Origin of the sequence: Sedimentitalea sediminis (assembly GCF_042687825.1) — a bacterium.
Lineage (GTDB): Bacteria > Pseudomonadota > Alphaproteobacteria > Rhodobacterales > Rhodobacteraceae > Sedimentitalea.
The window spans coordinates 1-16,208 of the sequence record NZ_JBHUQE010000034.1 but is presented as its reverse complement, the minus strand read 5'-3'; the positions used below and the strand labels follow the sequence as shown (position 1 = coordinate 16,208).

Genomic DNA, 16,208 nt, shown 5'->3' with positions numbered 1-16,208 from the left:
TCCCTCCGACGCAAACTTTCCTCGAAAACACTTTTTAGACCGGCAGGATGCGAACGCTTCCCCGGGCTTGTCTGCTGGCCACCGCCACCGCCGCCCTTGCCGCCCCGCCCGTCATCGAACGGATCACGGCGGATCCGGGGCCAGACGGCTGGCGGTTCGACGTCACCCTGTCGCATCCTGACAGCGGCGGGACGCATTATGCCGACGCCTGGCGGGTGCTGGACAGGGACGGCAACGAACTGGGGCTGCGCGTTCTGCACCACCCGCATGTCACCGAACAGCCCTTTACCCGATCCCTCGGCGGCGCACAGACCCCTCAGGGCACACAGCAGGTGCAGGTACAGGCGCGCTGCCTGGTCCACGGCTGGGCAACACCACCAACCATCTACGCGCTGCCCTGAGCCGCGAGGCACCGCATTGCCCGGCGGGCAATGCCCCGAGAAAAGCAATCGCGCGTCAGCGCGGCCTTTGGATCAGGCCCGGTGATAGGGGCCGCCGGCCAGGATCGTGGCGGCGCGATACAGCTGTTCCGCCAGCATCACCCGCACCAGCATGTGCGGCCAGACCATGGCGCCAAAGGACAGGCTGAAATCGACCTCGGCGCGCAATTCCGGATCGATGCCATCCGCGCCGCCAATCACGACCGCCAGATCGCCGCACCCGTCATCGCGCCAGTCGGCCAGCCGCCTGGCAAAGCCGGGCGACGAAAGCGCCTTGCCGCGTTCGTCCAGCGCACAGACCATCGCACCCTGCGGCAGCGCCCGACGCAGCAGCGCGGCTTCGGCGGCCATGCCGCCGCCCTTGCGGTCCTCGACTTCTACCACGCTGGCCGGACCCAGACCGAGCGCTCGGCCGGTCCGGTCGAACCGTTTGAGATAATCGTCGATCAGGGATTTTTCCGGACCGGCCCGCAACCGGCCGACCACGCAGATAGTCACACGCATGGCCCGGGTCTCCCTGCCCTGTCACTGGCGGTCACGCCCGCCGGATACAATCGGAGCTCAGTTGCTGCGCGCCGCGGAACCGGTCGGCAGCCACATCTTTTCCAGCTGATAGAATTCGCGCACTTCCGGGCGGAAGATATGCACCAGCACATCCCCGGTATCGATCAGAACCCAATCGCCGGCATCCTTGCCCTCGACCTTGCTGAGGCGCCCGAACTCGTGCTTGAGACGATCCACAAGCTTTTCGGCCATCGCAGACACCTGACGGGTCGAACGGCCCGAAGCGATGACCATATAGTCGCCGATTTCGGTCTTGCCACGCAGATCGATCTGCACGACGTCTTCAGCCTTGTCATCATCAAGAGAGGAAAGGATACGCGCCAGCAGCTCTTCGCTGTCCGGCTGGGCCTGGGCGGTCACAAGACCACTCCGGTCATCGGCGGGACTGGCCGCCGTAACTTGGATTGACAGGACATTGTCCTCCTTTTGGCACGCCGCCTGTCCCCCGGCGCTGGGGATATATCCAAGTTAACAAGCCGAAAACGCTTTTTCAATCACAGCCCGAAAAAATGGCTAACAGAGGGGCTCAAATGCCATGACGTCACCGCGACCCCGCCGGCAAACCGCAACCTGTCGCGGCGAAAACGGCCGCTATTCGACGGTTGTTGCAGTCGGTTCCGGGACCGAATCCCCAAGCAGGCGCACTTCGCGCTGCGGGAATGGAATCGATACGCCATGCTCTTTGAACACGTCCCACAGCGCCAGATAGACATTGCCTCGGACATTGGTCAGCCCGGACGTGGGATCGCCGATCCAGAAGCGCAGGATATAGTCGACACTGCTGTCGCCGAATCCGACGATATGGCAGACCGGCGCGTTCGGCTGCACCAGCACCCGCGACACACCCGAGGCCGCCTGGACCGCCAGCTTGCGCACCAGATGCGGATCATCGTCATAGCCCGTGCCGAAATATATGTCCAAACGCACAAGCTGATTGGAATGGGTCCAGTTGACCACCTGGTTGGCGATCAGTTGCTCGTTCGGGATAAGGTATTCCGTCCCTTCCCGGGTCTTGACCGAGACATATCGCGCGCTGAGCGACTCGATCCAGCCGAACGTATCGCCCAGCGAGATCACGTCGCCGGGTTTGATCGACTTGTCCAGCAGGATGATGACCCCGGACACCAGGTTGGACACCACCGTCTGCAGACCAAAGCCCAGGCCGACACCGATGATGCCATACAGAAAGGCCAGTCCCGTCAGATCCAGCCCGATCGCCTGCGCGCCGACATAGAACGCCAGGCCATAGATCAGAATCTGCACCGCCTTGGTCGTCAGTTCCTGCATCGAAGGCGAAATGTCTTCGTTGCCCCGGATGTTGCCGGTGAACAGACGCGCCAGCACCCGCGCGCCGGCAAAGAGCACCCCAAGCACCACCAGCGCGGACAGCACCGACAGGGCCGATATCCGGGTTTCGCCGAATTCGATCGCCATCCGGTCCAGAAAGCCCGAGATTTCGTCCAGCGCATTCAGGAAATACAGCGTGGCATAGATCCAGAAAAACCACCGCAGCAGGCGACGTAACGAGCGGTTGCGCACCAGTTGCACCACCAGTCCGATGGTGACCCAGACCGTAGCCAGGGTTGCCGCAACGCCGATCAGATGGCTGCGCGACGGCCAGGTGATTTGCTGCATCACCAGATAGATCGCCCAGGACATCAGCGAGAACCAGATCAGCAGCAGCCGCCGGCGCAGTTGCACGATCATTCGCAACCGCCATTTCGGCCAGCCTTCGCGCGCGCGGGCCCAGTTTTGCAACCGGGGTTCCGTAAGCCGTTTCAGCACCCAGGCCACGGCGATCAGCAGCAGAATGATCAGAACCTGATTCTGCCGCCAGCCGGGTACGAACACCCAGCCGATCGCTTCGATCGATTGCAGATAAAATTTTTCGAGGGACTGGATCAGGCTTTTGGTCGTGTCGGTGACGGGGTCCATTGCAATCCCTTTTTCAGCACGCTGGCACGGGTCCCTGGCCAATGCAAGCCCGTCGGGCTGCGCCGGTCTGTCAGGTCGCGGCACGGGGTGGCGCAGGCGGTCGGGCCACCGGTCGGGCGGACGCGCACTTCCAACCTTGAATGAAACCCCGCTCGGCTGTATCTCAGGCGCATGACAGCCGCCCGGACGCCCAGACTTGACCTGCAGGACCGCAGCCGCCTGCGCGAACGCTTCTTTGGCGCCACCCGCACGGTTCAGGCGCGCCCATAGGCGCCCGTCCCGCCACACACGCAGTTATCAAACAACGGGAGAGGACCCATGTCCCCCAAGACGCTCTATGACAAGATCTGGGATGCCCATGTCGCCCACGAGGCCGACGACGGCACCTGCCTTCTCTATATCGACCGTCACCTCGTGCACGAGGTGACCAGCCCGCAGGCCTTTGAGGGCCTGCGCATGTCGGGCCGCAGCCTGCGCGCGCCGGACAAGACCATCGCGGTACCGGATCACAACGTGCCCACGACGGCGGGCCGCGAAGATCCCGAACAGATGACCGAAGACAGCCGTATCCAGGTCGCCGCGCTGGACAAGAACGCCAGGGATTTCGGCATTCACTATTATCCGATGGATGACATCCGCCAGGGCATCGTGCATATCGTCGGCCCCGAACAGGGCTGGACCCTGCCGGGCATGACCGTCGTTTGCGGTGACAGCCATACCGCCACCCATGGCGCGTTCGGCGCCTTGGCCCATGGCATCGGCACCTCCGAGGTCGAACATGTTCTGGCCACGCAGACGCTGATCCAGAAAAAGTCCAAGAACATGAAGGTCGAGATCACCGGCAAGCTGCGCCCCGGTGTCACCGCCAAGGACATCACCCTGTCGGTGATCGGCCGGACCGGCACCGCCGGCGGCACCGGCTATGTCATCGAATATTGCGGCGAAGCGATCCGCGACCTGTCGATGGAAGGCCGCATGACGGTGTGCAACATGGCGATCGAAGGCGGCGCGCGCGCCGGTCTGATCGCGCCGGACGAAAAGACGTTCGAATATGTCAAAGGCCGTCCGCACGCGCCCAAGGGCGCACAATGGGAGGCCGCGCTGGCCTGGTGGCAGACGCTGTATTCCGATGACGACGCCCAATGGGACGCGGTCATCACCATCAAGGGCGAAGACATCGCGCCAGTCGTGACCTGGGGCACCTCGCCCGAGGACGTGCTGCCGATCACCGCCAACGTCCCCTCGCCGGACGATTTTACCGGCGGCAAGGTCGAGGCCGCCGCACGTTCGCTGGAATACATGGGCCTGACGCCCGGCACGCCGCTGTCCGAAATCGCCATCGACACGGTCTTTATCGGCTCGTGCACCAATGGGCGGATCGAAGACCTGCGCGCCGCCGCCGAGATCGTGAAGGGCAAAAAGATCAAGGACGGCTTGCGTGCCATGGTCGTGCCCGGCTCGGGGCTGGTGCGCGCTCAGGCCGAGGAAGAGGGCCTGGCGGACATCTTTCAAGAGGCCGGTTTCGAATGGCGCCTTGCGGGCTGTTCCATGTGTCTGGCGATGAACCCGGACCAGCTCAGCCCCGGCGAACGCTGTGCCTCGACCTCGAACCGCAATTTCGAGGGCCGTCAGGGCTACAAGGGCCGTACCCATCTGGTGTCGCCCGCCATGGCCGCCGCCGCCGCCATCACCGGGCACCTGACCGATGTGCGCGAGCTGATGTAACCCGGTTCATCCGGGTGAACAGGAAAGGATAGACATGAAAGAATGGATGAAATGGCTGATTTTGGGCGTCCTGTCGCTGATCTTCGGCATGATCGTTCTGGGCAATGCGGCGGTTGCGTCCTTGGCGGTGACCACCCTGACGGGCGTTCTGCTGCTGCTGAGCGGCGGGTTCCAGATCGCCGGTGGTTTCAGCGCTGAAAGCACCGGCAGCATGGTCCTGAGCATCGCCATGGGCGCGCTGCTGGCGTTGCTTGGTCTGTCCTTTCTGTTCAACCCGCTGGAAGGGATGATTTCACTGGCGCTGCTGGTGTTGATCCTGCTGGCAGCGGGCGGCGTCCTGCGGCTTTTGTTCGCCTGGCGGATGCGGGATACCCGGTTCTTCTGGCCGATGCTGGTATCCGGAGCCTTGTCGATCCTGCTGGCCGCCTACATCTGGGTCAATTTCGCCGTCGCCGGCCCCCAGTTGCTGGGACTGATGCTGGGCGTCGAACTGCTGTTCAACGGCGCCGGCCTGATCATCCTTGCCTTTTTTATGCGGACCATCGGCAACCAACTGACGAAATAATTGCAGGGGACGGTCACGGACCCTCTCCACGGAGAACCACATGGATAAATTCACCAAACTGACAGGCGTGGCGGCCCCGATGCCGCTGGTCAACATCGACACCGACATGATCATCCCCAAGCAGTTCCTGAAAACCATCAAGCGGTCGGGGCTGGGCGTCAATCTGTTCGACGAGATGCGCTATGACCGCCAAGGCAACGAGATCCCCGATTTCGTGCTGAACAAGCCGCAATACCGCAACGCCGAGATTCTGGTGGCCGGCGACAATTTCGGCTGCGGCAGCTCGCGCGAGCATGCGCCCTGGGCGATCAAGGATTTCGGCATCCGCTGCGTCATCGCACCCAGCTTTGCCGACATCTTTTACAACAACTGTTTCAAGAATGGCATTCTGCCCATCGTCCTGCCGCAGGAAGACGTGGACAAGCTGATGGATGATGCCGAGCGCGGTGCCAATGCCATCCTGACCGTCGATCTGGAAAACCAGACGATCAGCGGACCCGATGGCGGCGAGATCAAGTTCGAGGTGGACGCGTTCAAGAAACATTGCCTGCTCGAAGGCCTGGACGATATCGGTCTGACCATGGAAAAGGTCGCCTCGATCGACAGTTACGAGGCCCGCGCATCGATCGAACGCCCCTGGGTCTGAATGCCCCGGCAACAGCGCCCAAAGGACGGATCATGGCCCGCCGGATGATGCGGGGCATGGCTTTGTGCCTGTGCGCGCTGTTCTGGCTGGCGTCTTCTGCCGGTGCCGACCGGCTGCGGGTCGCCAGCTTCAACACCGAGCTGCTGCGCGACGGGCCGGGTCTGTTGCTGCGCGATCTGACTCGCGGCAAGGATCCGCAGATCGCCGCTGTGATCGAAGTGATCCGGCGCGTCTCACCGGACATTCTGGCGCTGCAGGGGATCGACTGGGATCATGACGGGGCCGCGCTGGCGGCGCTGGTCGCCCGGCTGGCCCAGTCCGGGGCGGATTATCCGTACCGGTTTGCGCGGCGTCCCAACAGCGGACTGGCCACCGATCTCGATCTGGACGGCGATGGCCGCCGGGGCGATCCAGGCGATGCGCAGGGCTTTGGCAGCTTTACGGGTCAGGGCGGGCTGGCGGTCCTGTCCCGCCACCCGATTCTGACCGACCAGGCGGACGATTTCAGCGACCTTTTATGGCGCGACCTGCCCCGTGCACAATTGCCGGAACATGCGGATGGCCGCCCGTTCCCGTCGGAGCGCACGCAAGCGGTCCAGCGCCTGTCCAGCACCGGGCATTGGGTCGTACCAATCCGCCTGCCTGATAACACCGTGCTGCATCTCCTGACCTTTCATGCCGGCCCGCCGGTCTTTGACGGCCCCGAAGACCGCAACGGCCTGCGCAATCACGATGAAATCCTGTTCTGGCAGGCGCTGCTGGATGGACGGTTCGGGACGCCGCCGCAGCGGTTCGTTCTGGCCGGACAGGCCAATCTGGACCCCGACGACAGCGAGGGCCGGACAGAGGCGATCCGCGCCCTGTTGTCCGACCCGCGCCTGCAGGATCCGGTCCCGACCAGCCCCGGCGCCGCCGCCGCGCCGGATCAGGGCCATCGCGGTGCCAACGCGCAGGACACGGTCGACTGGCAGAATGTCGGCCGGCTGCGGGTCGATTACGTGCTGCCTTCGGCCGGTTGGCGGGTGATCGATTCAGGCGTCTTCTGGCCCCCCCCTGGTGGTGACGGCGAGGCCGATGCCATTGCCGCCAGCCGCCACCGGCTGGTCTGGGTCGATCTGGCTCTGGACTGAGCGCTGCCCGATTGCCGCGGCCAGCGCCTTTTCAGGCGGCGTGTGCGGAAAATCGGGCAGCAGCGCGTCAAACTGCGTCCCGTCCAGCCAGTGCGGCGTATCCCAGAGGTAACGCATCTCCAGCAGACAGGCGGCCATTTTCCAGACCGGCCGGGCCAAATGCAGGGGCCACCAGGACATGCGCCGCAGACGCACCGGCTGCGGCGTGATCTGATCCAGCAATCCGGCGATCTGGTTGCCCGACAGCGTATAGCCGGGAAAGGCGATATCGGCGTAGACTGGCAGCCGGTCACGCTGTTCCGCCAGGGCCACCGTTGCGCGCGCCAGATCGGGCAGATAGGCCCAGGCATGCGGCACGTCTGGCGCGCCGGGATAGGTGAACACACCACGGCGCAGCGATTTGATCATGACCTTGTCGAACCAGTTTCCCGACGATCGCGTGTCCAGATAGTCGCCGGCGCGCAACAGGATTGTCCGCACGCCGGACTGCCGATAGGCCGTTTCCATATCGATGCGGATTCGTCCCAGCGGGTTTTTTGCCCGATGTGGCGCGTCGGCGCCCCAGCCCGGTGCCGTTTGCGCGCCAAAGACATAGACATTGCCCGGCACGATCACCGTTGCGTCATGCTGCCGCGCGGCTGCGATGACGCTGGCAGTCAGGCCGGGAACCTGAGCGGCCCAGTCCGGGTAAGGCGGGTTCCAGGCGTTGACGATTACCTGCACACCGGCAGCCGCCGTCTGCAGGCTGTCGCGCGCGCGGTCGAAACATCGCACCTGCCAGCCTGCTGCCTGAAACTGTAGCGCGGCCTGCCGGCCGAACCGGCCGGTGGCACCGAGTATCAAAACGGTCTGTGTCATAAGCTGCTCCTGTCTGGATGCCTGGATTTGGGATGTGGCAAGAATATCCATTCAGAAACACGGGAGCCATTGCCGGATTTTGCAGATATGCTATTCAATACTGAATGGATAATGCCACAACCCTGCCCGATTGGTCTCTTGTACAAAGTTTTCTGGCTGTGGCCGAAACCGGGTCACTATCCGCCGCTGCCCGCCGGTTGAATCGCAGCCAGCCGACCCTGGGGCGGCAGATCAAGGCCCTGGAAGACAGTCTGGGCACAGCACTGTTCCGACGACACGCACGCGGACTGAAACCGACCGAAATCGGCCAACAGTTGCTGCCGATGGCGCAACAGATGCGCACAGCGATGAATGCCATGACGCTGACCGCGGCAGGTCGCGCACAACGCCTGCAGGGCACCGTGCGGATCGCCGCCAGTGTCTTTGCCAGCCATTACCTGCTGCCCCCGATTCTGGCGAAAATCCGCAGCGCGGAACCCGAGATTCAACTGGATCTGCTGCCCTCGGACACCACCGAAAACCTGCTGTTCCGACAGGCCGATATCGCCGTGCGCATGTACCGGCCGACACAGCTGGATGTCGTGACCCGGCATATCGGTGATATCGAAATGGGGGTTTTCGCCGCCCACAGCTATCTGGCGCGGGCCGGCCGGCCGGAAACCGCCTTGCAGGTTCTGGACCACGACCTGATCGGTTTCGACCGCAACCCGCTGATTCTGCGCGGCATGCAGGCGATGGGCTGGTCCGTCACCCGCGACGATTTCGCGGTGCGCTGCGACAACCAGGCGACCTATTGGCAATTGCTGCGCGCCGGGTGCGGCATCGGTTTTTCCCTGGTACATGTGGGCCGCGACGACCCCCTGGTGCAGCAACTGGAGCTCGGTATTGAAATCCCGCCGCTGCCGGTCTGGCTGGCCGCCCACGCGGCGATGCGCCAGTCGCCGCGCCTGCGGCGGGTGTGGGATCTGCTGGCCGACGGCCTGTCGCAGCTGTCCCCGCGCGGCGGGTCTTATTGACCCTCTCAGCCCTGCGCGGTAGGGGCAGGACAACGTCAATTCAGGAGTTCTTGCATGTCCACCCCTTCGCTTCTCATCCTCGCCGGTGACGGAATCGGCCCCGAAGTCATGACCCAGGTGAAACGCATCATCGGCTGGTATGGCGACAAGCGGGACCTGGCCTTTGATGTCTCCGAGGATCTGGTGGGTGGCGCGGCCTATGACGCGCATGGAACGCCGCTGCATGACGACACGATGGCGCGCGCGCAACAGGTCGATGCCGTGCTGCTGGGCGCCGTGGGCGGCCCGAAATATGACGACCTGGATTTCAGCGTCAAACCGGAACGCGGCCTGCTGCGCCTGCGCAAGGAGATGGATCTCTTTTCCAACCTGCGCCCGGCCCAGTGTTTCGACGCTCTGGCCGACTTCAGCAGTCTCAAGCGCGACGTGGTCGCCGGCCTGGACATCATGATCGTGCGCGAACTGACCAGCGGCATCTATTTCGGCGAGCCGCGCGGCATCATCGAGGAAGGCAACGAACGCGTCGGCATCAACACCCAGCGCTATACCGAAAGCGAGATCGACCGGGTGGCGCGGTCCGCCTTCGAACTGGCGCGCAAACGCGGCAACAAGGTCTGTTCGATGGAAAAGGCCAATGTGATGGAGAGCGGCATCCTGTGGCGCGAGGTGGTACAGCGGGTGCATGACCAGGACTATCCGGATGTCGAACTCAGCCACATGTATGCCGATGCCGGTGCCATGCAACTGTGCCGCTGGCCCAAACAGTTCGACGTGATCGTCACCGACAACCTGTTTGGCGACATCCTTTCCGACTGCGCCGCAATGCTGACCGGTTCGCTGGGCATGCTGCCCTCGGCCAGCCTGGGTGCTCCGATGGCAAACGGCCGGCCCAAGGCGCTGTATGAACCGGTGCACGGTTCGGCACCCGACATCGCCGGACAGGGCAAGGCCAACCCGATTGCCTGCATCCTCAGCTTTGCCATGGCGCTGCGCTACTCCTTTGATCAGGGCGCCGAAGCAGACCGGCTGGAAAAAGCGGTCGAAAAGGTGCTGTCCGACGGGCTGCGCACCGCCGATCTGATCGGCGACGAGGGCGCCCGACCGGTATCGACCACCGAGATGGGCGACGCCATCCTGGCCGCGCTGGACGCCAGCCTGTGACATTGGGCATGCGGGCCGACAAGGCCCGCAATATCCATTGGGATCCGGACCTGATTGGGCTTGCCAAAATCCTGTCAGGCCTGTAACCCGCACCCACAACGGTCGGAGTGTAGCTCAGCCTGGTAGAGCACTGTCTTCGGGAGGCAGGGGTCGGAGGTTCGAATCCTCTCACTCCGACCAATATTTTCATTGTCGATAGTCAGGGCATTTGTCCTTTCGCGTCACGATGTGCCGTTTTGCCCGGGCTCGGTTTGCCCGCCGCTAGAGGGCAAACACCTTATTTGCACCCGCAGCGCGGGTGCGCCGCTTCATGAAAACGTGGAATTTGTCTGAAACCCAAAGGTTGTCGACGAGGTTAATAGCTGACAAAGCGAGCCTACGCTTTGCTGCATTGTCGTGGAAATTTCGGCCCTGACCTGCCGTTCGACAGGGCGTTGCGCTGCATTGCGGCATTCACCAGACCAGCCGTTCGACTACCGGTGCAGCATTTTCGCCGGACTGGCGGCAGGTGTGCGGGACTTTCCGGTCGTTCGCTGCGGGAGGTATGAAGGTCTTTTTCGAAAGGCTATACCTTGACGAAAGTTCGGCCCTACGATGCGTAGCATAGGGCATCAGCTGGGGGCCGCCGCCGATGCGAAATCGGTGCGCCTCTGGATCAGTGCAGTCAGCAGCTTCCCTTTTTCTGGGCGGTTCGGTGGAGTGCAAACAGCAATGCCGGCGGGCAACGATACTTCTATCAATACCTTGAAGCGGATGAAAGAGTAGCGACCGCAGTGCTCGAAGCCGTCGTTGCCGCACGCGACACACCGAATTCTCGAGCAGCATCACCCATCTTTGAGCAGTGCTTCGGCACGCATGGCCGCAGCATCGCCTGCCCGCTTCTCAGCAGTCGGGCCGTGCGCGCAGGAGGCCGACGCCGACTGTGTCGTCGGGACCGGCCTCGTCGAGGTCGAGGGCGCGACGGGCGAGTTCGACGCGCAGCGTCGAGACGTCCAGACCTGCAAGTGTGGGGTCCGCGGCGACGACGCCCGTGACGAAGGGGGCGGCGAGCGAGGTGCCGCTCGACACGCGCAGACGGCCTCCGGGCGCGGCCAGGATGTCGACGCCCGGTGCGGCGATGTCGATGTGGGGGCCGCGGCCCGCGTTGCGGTAAACGGCGCCCTCGCGGTCCACGGCCGTGACAGCCAGCGTGAAGGAGAAGGCCGCCGCGTATTGCGGCGGCTCGTCGGGCCCCAGATTCCCGGCCGCGGCGACGAACGTCATCCCATCCGCAGCGGCCCGGCCCAAGGCGCGGTCCATCAGCTTGTTATAGGGCCCGGCGAGGCTGACGTTGACGACCTGCACACCCTCGGCGGCCAGCCAATCCGCCGCGCGCAGGATCGGCGTGACACCCGCCGCGTCGCCGCGCCCGAGCGCCGGATTGACGACCAGCGCGCTGAGGAGCGTCGCGTCCCGCAGCCGGTTGGGCCCGACGAGGAGTTCAGCGACAAGTGTGCCATGATCCGACTCGGGCGCTGCCCCGTCCGTAAAAGCACGCTGCAGGATGCGGCCGTCCGCCAGGCCGGGATGCTCCGTAGCCACGCCCGCGTCGATCATGCCCACGCGGACCTGCCCGCGGCATCCCTTCGCCGGCCAGCCGATCATCGCCCCGGCATAGTCGCGTCCGCCGCCCGCCATGGCGACGGGCACCTGATACACGTGATTGGCTCCCGCCGTGACGCCTGGCACCGCCGCCTCGATCTCTGCGATAGCCTCCGGGATCGTGGTGCCCTCCGGAATCTCGAAGGATACGAGGGTGTCGCCCAAATCCGGCAGAGGGTGGACCGCGCGCACCGCGTAGCCAAGGGTCTCGGCGGCCGCGACCAGCTCCTCCGGCGCTTCGGCGGTCAGCACGATCAACTCGCGCGCGTCGACCACGGCCGGTGCGTCCGCAGGCGTCTGGGCCCGCAGGGCGGGTGTGCAGGCCATCAAGGCAAGCCAGAGCGTCAGGACGCGGCGCATGGCTCTACTCCTCGGCCAGAAGCGCGATCAGGGGCGAGGCGGCGAGCACGCGCTGACCCGCCTCGCGCGCGGTCTCGTCCGCGAAGGCCACGCGGTAGAGACCGTTGGCGAATGGGCCGTCGACGATCCGGCCGCCGGCCTCGCGTAAGAGCGCCTCGATCTCGCCGGCCGTGGCCGCAGGCGCGAAGGCGACGCCGAGGACCGCGCCCTCAGCGTCCTCGGTGACGGTGCGGTAGAGCGGCTCCTCGCCTGGCGCAAGCGCGATGTAGGCGCCCTGCCCAAGGACGACGACACCCAGGACCGCCGCCGCGATGCGCCAGATCGGGGCGCGGGATGCCGCGGGGCGCGCCGTTCGCCCGATCTCGGCCTCAAGGCGTTTCCAGCCGAAGGCGCGCGCGTCGGGTCCCTCGGTAGCCTGTGCCAAGGCGCCCTTGAGTGTGGCCATCAGCGCCAGTTCCGCGCGCAGCGCGCGGTCACGGGCAGCCATGGCCTCGATTCGCGCCGCCTGCTCGGGCGTCGATGCGCCGCGAACGTGCGCCAGCAGCTCGTCCTCGCTTAGTCCGTCGGGCCGGTCCATGGCCACCTCCATCGCGGAATCTGTTCATTGGACGGGCGAACGGCCGATGGGTTCAAAATCATCGCCGTCCCCCGCGCGAGAGGCAGCGCATGAGCAGTTGCTTGGCGTGGAAGACGCGGCTCTTGATCGTGCCCTCGGCCACGCTCTCGACGCGGGCGACCTCGGCCAAGGTCATCTCCTGGAAGAAGGCAAGGTGGATCGCTGCGCGCTGCCGCTCGGGCAGCGCTTCCACGCAGGCGCGCAACCGTGCAGCATCCTGCGCCTCGCCCAAAACCGCCTCGGGGTCCGGATCGCCATCGGGGATCGTTCCGTCCGCATCGCCCAGGGAGACCCGCGCCTGCTTGCGGATGTGATCGACCGCACCGTTGCGCGCCAGCGTCAGGATCCACGCCATCACGCTCGAGCGCCCCTCGAAGCCCGCCGCCCCGCGCCAGACCTTCAGCATGGTGTCGTGCACGATGTCCGCCACCTCAACCTCGTCGCGTACCCGGGTCCGCACGAAGCGCCCGATCGCGTCGGCATGGGTCATATAGAGCGCCTTCATCGCCGCCATGTCACCTGTCGCCACGCGCGCTAAAAGCGCCGCGTCCGAGGCGCGGCCCGGCGTCGAGGTAAGGAAGGAGGCATCTTCCATCGTGAGGTTCCGCGCGAATATCCCCATCAATTTTAAAGAAAAAGAGCTTCTAATACCAGCGCGTCGCAGGAGTCCGCGAAAATTTTGAACCATCCCCGGGGTCCGTTCGACCAATTGACAACCGCGCCGTGAAGGTGCGGCCGACATCGGAACAAGGAGACACCAAAATGACCGACCTCATCCAAAACGCCACCACGGACCTTACCAACAACGCCCTCGCGGCGGACGACCGAATCCCCGCAGACGGGTTCGGCGGACTGCCTCCCACCGATCCCGGAACCATCACGTCTCTGTTCTAGGACCTCGACATCGTCGGTACGAGCGGCGACGACACCCTGGAGGGCGGCGAAGGCAACGACAGCTTCCGCGCGGGCCGCGGAAACGATCTGATCATGGGCCGCGGCGGCGACGACGATGTGCGCGCGGGCGACGGCAGCGACACGGTCTTCGGCGGCTCGGGCGACGACGTTCTGCGCGGCGAGGACGGCAACTATGTCATCGAGGGCGGCAACGGCCGCGACGTGGCCTCCTACGAGGGATCGGATGCCGGCGTGGCGGTCTCGCTCGCGCAGGGTTCTGCGCCGCAGTCGGGCGGCGATGCGGAAGGCGACGTCCTCCTCAATATCGAGGACGTTCGGGGCTCGGCCCATGACGACGTCCTCACCGGCAACAACGGGCCGAACCTGCTGCTCGGCGGAGACGGCGACGACCTGATCGACGGACGCGGCGGTCGCGACACGGTCGACGGCGGCGCGGGGGATGACGTCGTGGTCGTCCGCGACGGCGCCGGCCGCAGCTTCGACGGCGGTTCCGGCTTCGACACGCTGCGGGTGCTCGACCGCGTCGGCCTGAACGGCGACGACGAGGTAACGGGTTTCGAGGCGCTGTAGATCGTGGCCGCTGCGGGTCGCAACGCGCTGCTGAGGATCGACGCGGACGCCATGACCTTCGAGCAGATCATCTTCGAGACGCAGAACGGCCGGGCCGCAGTGGTCGAGATCTTCGGCGACGGGGCCACGGCGGTCGATCTGTCGGACGTCGCGCTGGACGGCTTCGACGGCGCCGACGAGTTCCGCTTCTTCGGCGCGGCGGGCGTCGATTCCTTCGTCGGCACCGCACTGGCGGATCATATCGAGGGACGCGGCGGCGACGACCGACTGGAAGGCGGCGACGGGAACGACGTACTGATCGGCGGTGCAGGCGGCGACCGTCTGGTCGGCGGCGCGGGCGTCGACCGGGTGGATTACTCGACTTCGGAGGCCGGCATCGATATCGTTCTCGACAACGGCAACCGGCGCGGCGACGGCGGCGACGCCGCGGGCGACCGCCTGGGCTCGATTGAGGACGTGACAGGCTCGGCCTTCGGGGACATCGTGCGCGGCTCGAACGCGGCCAACCGCATCGAGACCGATGCCGGCAACGACGTGGTCGGCGGCCTGGGCGGAGACGACGTGTTGGACGGCGGCGCTGGAAACGACGTCCTGTCGGGCGGCTCGGGGCGCGACCTCCTGATCGGCGGCGCAGGCGACGATGTCCTTTAGGGCGGCGCCGATGCCGACACGTTCGACTTCACCGAGCGACGCGGCTTCGGGGACGACATCGTGCAGGACTTCGAGCGGGCCGACGTGATCCGCCTGTTGGAGGAGGACGCCGTGGACAGCTTCGCGGACCTGGACATCGTCCAGACCCAAGTGCAGTTGCAGGACGGCTCGACCCGGACGGATGCCGTCATCGAGTTGGAGAACGGGAGCATCACGCTGGAAGGCATCGGCTTCGCCCTCCAGGCGTCGAACTTCGACTTCATCTTACGCGCCTCCCCGGATCGGGCGCAGTGCCCGGTCGCCACGACCCTCGCGACCCGGAGACGACATCTCCGGGTCGCTTCATTTCCGCTGATTTTCGAATGGGCCTCGGCATTGTCCGATCAGGGTGCACCCTTGAGGAATGACCGGATGAACGCTTCGGTCGTTACAGTAGCGTCGCTCCCGTCCTTCGAAACGCTCCCTTGGGCAAGTCTAGGATCATACGGAACGTTGTGCTCCCACCGCAGCATAATCCTCGGAAGCCGCCATTCTTGCACCGCGCAGCATCCTATGTCTGGATTCGAACCGGTCATGCCGTGACGCATCGGGGCGCGTGGCCAGCCTGGCGGAACAACTTCACGCTTCGGCCCCAAACCTGCCCTTCACCGAGCGGTCAACATTCTGCGCCCTTAGCCCGCATTGCAGACATTCGCCGCAGGCGCGAAATAGAGCGTTGTCCCTTTTCGTGGGCATGTGACATGTGGCGCGCAAGCGAAGATTCTGCTATGGTCTAAATTTGATAAAAGGGGTGCGTTTGGATCATTAGCCATGCATTTCAATGCAGCTTCGAGTGAAAACAAAACCTCAACAAAGAAGTTTCAGTGGTTTTTGAGGTTACTTCTTGTCTTATTGGTCACCTGCGGATCGATGACACACCTGTTCGCTCAGGACTCCACCTCTCAACCAAGAACTGCCGTAGGCGCGGGTCTATCAGCCCAGGTTGAAGTCGCTGTTGAAAAATTGGAAGCCGCTGGAAGTGACACCGCTGGACTTGAAGCACTCGCTGAGTTGGAGAACCTCGCGAGGTTGGGTTCCTCTGTAGCAACTCTCATAGTCGCAGAAGCATATGTTACGGGGCGACACGCCGAGAGGAATGTCGAACGAGCTTTGGCACCACTTGAGCCTATTCTCGAATTGAAAGACCCAAGTGCGTCCGCTTTGGCTGGACAGGTGTGGGATGATGGATGGACATCAAGTTCAGGCTATCAACAAAGCACATCCAAGGCGGTTTCCTACTATAGGGCTGTTCTTGAAGCAAAGCCCGACTTAGAAGTCACGTCTCGTCTTGGAGCGATAGAACTCTTGGGCAAAAGAAACACGAGCGGCTCTGGAAGTGATTGGCCTACAAATCGGCCTTGTTGCACAAATCGGCT

20 protein-coding genes and 1 tRNA gene are annotated in these 16,208 nt (G+C 64.3%); 14 read left to right on the top strand and 7 right to left on the bottom strand.

Annotated elements, in window-relative coordinates:
• Positions 1-47: 47 nt before the first annotated feature.
• Positions 48-401, top strand: coding sequence for a hypothetical protein (locus ACFMPD_RS16720; protein WP_380996924.1), 354 nt, complete (start codon positions 48-50; stop codon positions 399-401).
• Positions 402-473: 72 nt separating this feature from the next.
• Here ACFMPD_RS16720 and rlmH read toward each other — a convergent pair whose 3' ends face one another.
• The 3 genes from rlmH to ACFMPD_RS16705 all read right to left on the bottom strand — a co-directional run bounded on the left by rlmH (position 474) and on the right by ACFMPD_RS16705 (position 2,939).
• Entirely contained in the window at positions 474-944 is a 471-nt protein-coding gene (rlmH, locus tag ACFMPD_RS16715; protein WP_380996921.1) for a 23S rRNA (pseudouridine(1915)-N(3))-methyltransferase RlmH, read from the bottom strand.
• Between the two features lie 57 nt (positions 945-1,001).
• Positions 1,002-1,364, bottom strand: coding sequence for a ribosome silencing factor (gene rsfS, locus ACFMPD_RS16710; RefSeq protein ID WP_380996919.1), 363 nt, complete (start codon positions 1,362-1,364; stop codon positions 1,002-1,004).
• Between the two features lie 231 nt (positions 1,365-1,595).
• Entirely contained in the window at positions 1,596-2,939 is a 1,344-nt protein-coding gene (locus ACFMPD_RS16705; protein ID WP_380996917.1) for a mechanosensitive ion channel family protein, read from the bottom strand.
• 171 nt (positions 2,940-3,110) lie between these two features.
• Here ACFMPD_RS16705 and ACFMPD_RS16700 point away from each other — a divergent pair, with 171 nt between their 5' ends.
• From ACFMPD_RS16700 to ACFMPD_RS16680, 5 genes are read left to right on the top strand one after another with little or no spacing between them, the layout of a single operon-like run.
• A complete protein-coding gene (locus ACFMPD_RS16700; protein WP_380996914.1) occupies positions 3,111-3,209 on the top strand; it encodes an isopropylmalate isomerase in 99 nt (32 codons plus the stop codon).
• A gap of 48 nt (positions 3,210-3,257) precedes the next feature.
• Positions 3,258-4,664 carry a 3-isopropylmalate dehydratase large subunit gene (gene leuC / locus ACFMPD_RS16695; protein WP_380996911.1) on the top strand — a complete coding sequence of 469 codons (1,407 nt, stop codon included), beginning with the start codon at positions 3,258-3,260 and terminating at the stop codon, positions 4,662-4,664.
• Positions 4,665-4,698: 34 nt separating this feature from the next.
• Positions 4,699-5,229 carry an HdeD family acid-resistance protein gene (locus ACFMPD_RS16690; protein WP_380996908.1) on the top strand — a complete coding sequence of 177 codons (531 nt, stop codon included), beginning with the start codon at positions 4,699-4,701 and terminating at the stop codon, positions 5,227-5,229.
• A 40-nt stretch (positions 5,230-5,269) separates the two neighbouring features.
• Positions 5,270-5,875: a 3-isopropylmalate dehydratase small subunit gene (leuD, locus tag ACFMPD_RS16685; protein ID WP_380996906.1), complete on the top strand. Its 606-nt coding sequence runs from the start codon at positions 5,270-5,272 to the stop codon at positions 5,873-5,875.
• A 32-nt stretch (positions 5,876-5,907) separates the two neighbouring features.
• Positions 5,908-7,005, top strand: a complete 1,098-nt coding sequence (locus ACFMPD_RS16680) for an endonuclease/exonuclease/phosphatase family protein (RefSeq protein ID WP_380996903.1) — start codon at positions 5,908-5,910, stop codon at positions 7,003-7,005.
• On the opposite strand, the gene ACFMPD_RS16675 is transcribed toward ACFMPD_RS16680, so the two are convergent.
• On the bottom strand, positions 6,907-7,863 hold the full coding sequence (locus ACFMPD_RS16675; protein ID WP_380996900.1) for a Rossmann-fold NAD(P)-binding domain-containing protein: 957 nt from the start codon (positions 7,861-7,863) through the stop codon (positions 6,907-6,909). The two genes, ACFMPD_RS16680 and ACFMPD_RS16675, sit on opposite strands and share 99 nt — an antisense overlap.
• A 104-nt stretch (positions 7,864-7,967) precedes the next feature.
• On the opposite strand from ACFMPD_RS16675, the gene ACFMPD_RS16670 reads away from it, so the two are divergent.
• The 3 genes from ACFMPD_RS16670 to ACFMPD_RS16660 all read left to right on the top strand — a co-directional run bounded on the left by ACFMPD_RS16670 (position 7,968) and on the right by ACFMPD_RS16660 (position 10,220).
• The gene (locus tag ACFMPD_RS16670; protein ID WP_380996897.1) at positions 7,968-8,879 is read left to right on the top strand and encodes a LysR family transcriptional regulator; all 912 of its coding nucleotides are present in this window, start codon (positions 7,968-7,970) and stop codon (positions 8,877-8,879) included.
• Positions 8,880-8,933: 54 nt separating this feature from the next.
• Positions 8,934-10,040 carry a 3-isopropylmalate dehydrogenase gene (gene leuB / locus ACFMPD_RS16665; RefSeq protein WP_380996894.1) on the top strand — a complete coding sequence of 369 codons (1,107 nt, stop codon included), beginning with the start codon at positions 8,934-8,936 and terminating at the stop codon, positions 10,038-10,040.
• A 103-nt stretch (positions 10,041-10,143) separates the two neighbouring features.
• Positions 10,144-10,220, top strand: a tRNA-Pro gene (locus tag ACFMPD_RS16660).
• Between the two features lie 702 nt (positions 10,221-10,922).
• Here the strand turns inward: ACFMPD_RS16660 and ACFMPD_RS16655 are convergent.
• Genes ACFMPD_RS16655 through ACFMPD_RS16645 form a run of 3 tightly spaced genes read right to left on the bottom strand, consistent with a single transcriptional unit; the run spans position 10,923 to position 13,252 of the window.
• Positions 10,923-12,041 carry a S8 family serine peptidase gene (locus ACFMPD_RS16655; protein ID WP_380996891.1) on the bottom strand — a complete coding sequence of 373 codons (1,119 nt, stop codon included), beginning with the start codon at positions 12,039-12,041 and terminating at the stop codon, positions 10,923-10,925.
• A 4-nt stretch (positions 12,042-12,045) separates the two neighbouring features.
• The gene (locus tag ACFMPD_RS16650; RefSeq protein WP_380996889.1) at positions 12,046-12,618 is read right to left on the bottom strand and encodes a hypothetical protein; all 573 of its coding nucleotides are present in this window, start codon (positions 12,616-12,618) and stop codon (positions 12,046-12,048) included.
• 58 nt (positions 12,619-12,676) lie between these two features.
• Entirely contained in the window at positions 12,677-13,252 is a 576-nt protein-coding gene (locus tag ACFMPD_RS16645; RefSeq protein ID WP_380996886.1) for an RNA polymerase sigma factor, read from the bottom strand.
• 167 nt (positions 13,253-13,419) lie between these two features.
• Here ACFMPD_RS16645 and ACFMPD_RS16640 point away from each other — a divergent pair, with 167 nt between their 5' ends.
• The 5 genes from ACFMPD_RS16640 to ACFMPD_RS16620 all read left to right on the top strand — a co-directional run.
• Positions 13,420-13,551, top strand: coding sequence for a hypothetical protein (locus tag ACFMPD_RS16640; RefSeq protein ID WP_380996883.1), 132 nt, complete (start codon positions 13,420-13,422; stop codon positions 13,549-13,551).
• A 9-nt stretch (positions 13,552-13,560) separates the two neighbouring features.
• On the top strand, positions 13,561-14,142 hold the full coding sequence (locus ACFMPD_RS16635; protein WP_380996926.1) for a calcium-binding protein: 582 nt from the start codon (positions 13,561-13,563) through the stop codon (positions 14,140-14,142).
• A gap of 3 nt (positions 14,143-14,145) precedes the next feature.
• Positions 14,146-14,793: a calcium-binding protein gene (locus tag ACFMPD_RS16630; protein WP_380996880.1), complete on the top strand. Its 648-nt coding sequence runs from the start codon at positions 14,146-14,148 to the stop codon at positions 14,791-14,793.
• Between the two features lie 60 nt (positions 14,794-14,853).
• Positions 14,854-15,375 (top strand): hypothetical protein, encoded by a 522-nt coding sequence (locus ACFMPD_RS16625; RefSeq protein ID WP_380996877.1) that lies wholly within the window; start codon positions 14,854-14,856, stop codon positions 15,373-15,375.
• 228 nt (positions 15,376-15,603) lie between these two features.
• The coding region (locus tag ACFMPD_RS16620; RefSeq protein ID WP_380996874.1) for a hypothetical protein at positions 15,604-16,208 on the top strand (605 nt) is incomplete at its 3' end.

What these genes read in the sequence shown, in the direction of transcription:
- ACFMPD_RS16680 (WP_380996903.1), top strand. Translation starts at nt 5,908, where the DNA reads ATGGCCCGCCGGATGATGCGGGGCATGGCTTTGTGCCTGTGCGCGCTG.
- rlmH (WP_380996921.1), bottom strand. Translation starts at nt 944, where the DNA reads ATGCGTGTGACTATCTGCGTGGTCGGCCGGTTGCGGGCCGGTCCGGAA.
- leuB (WP_380996894.1), top strand. Translation starts at nt 8,934, where the DNA reads ATGTCCACCCCTTCGCTTCTCATCCTCGCCGGTGACGGAATCGGCCCC.
- ACFMPD_RS16650 (WP_380996889.1), bottom strand. Translation starts at nt 12,618, where the DNA reads ATGGACCGGCCCGACGGACTAAGCGAGGACGAGCTGCTGGCGCACGTT.
- ACFMPD_RS16705 (WP_380996917.1), bottom strand. Translation starts at nt 2,939, where the DNA reads ATGGACCCCGTCACCGACACGACCAAAAGCCTGATCCAGTCCCTCGAA.
- leuC (WP_380996911.1), top strand. Translation starts at nt 3,258, where the DNA reads ATGTCCCCCAAGACGCTCTATGACAAGATCTGGGATGCCCATGTCGCC.
- ACFMPD_RS16670 (WP_380996897.1), top strand. Translation starts at nt 7,968, where the DNA reads ATGGATAATGCCACAACCCTGCCCGATTGGTCTCTTGTACAAAGTTTT.
- ACFMPD_RS16720 (WP_380996924.1), top strand. Translation starts at nt 48, where the DNA reads ATGCGAACGCTTCCCCGGGCTTGTCTGCTGGCCACCGCCACCGCCGCC.
- ACFMPD_RS16645 (WP_380996886.1), bottom strand. Translation starts at nt 13,252, where the DNA reads ATGGAAGATGCCTCCTTCCTTACCTCGACGCCGGGCCGCGCCTCGGAC.
- ACFMPD_RS16655 (WP_380996891.1), bottom strand. Translation starts at nt 12,041, where the DNA reads ATGCGCCGCGTCCTGACGCTCTGGCTTGCCTTGATGGCCTGCACACCC.
- ACFMPD_RS16690 (WP_380996908.1), top strand. Translation starts at nt 4,699, where the DNA reads ATGAAAGAATGGATGAAATGGCTGATTTTGGGCGTCCTGTCGCTGATC.
- ACFMPD_RS16700 (WP_380996914.1), top strand. Translation starts at nt 3,111, where the DNA reads ATGACAGCCGCCCGGACGCCCAGACTTGACCTGCAGGACCGCAGCCGC.
- leuD (WP_380996906.1), top strand. Translation starts at nt 5,270, where the DNA reads ATGGATAAATTCACCAAACTGACAGGCGTGGCGGCCCCGATGCCGCTG.
- ACFMPD_RS16675 (WP_380996900.1), bottom strand. Translation starts at nt 7,863, where the DNA reads ATGACACAGACCGTTTTGATACTCGGTGCCACCGGCCGGTTCGGCCGG.
- ACFMPD_RS16640 (WP_380996883.1), top strand. Translation starts at nt 13,420, where the DNA reads ATGACCGACCTCATCCAAAACGCCACCACGGACCTTACCAACAACGCC.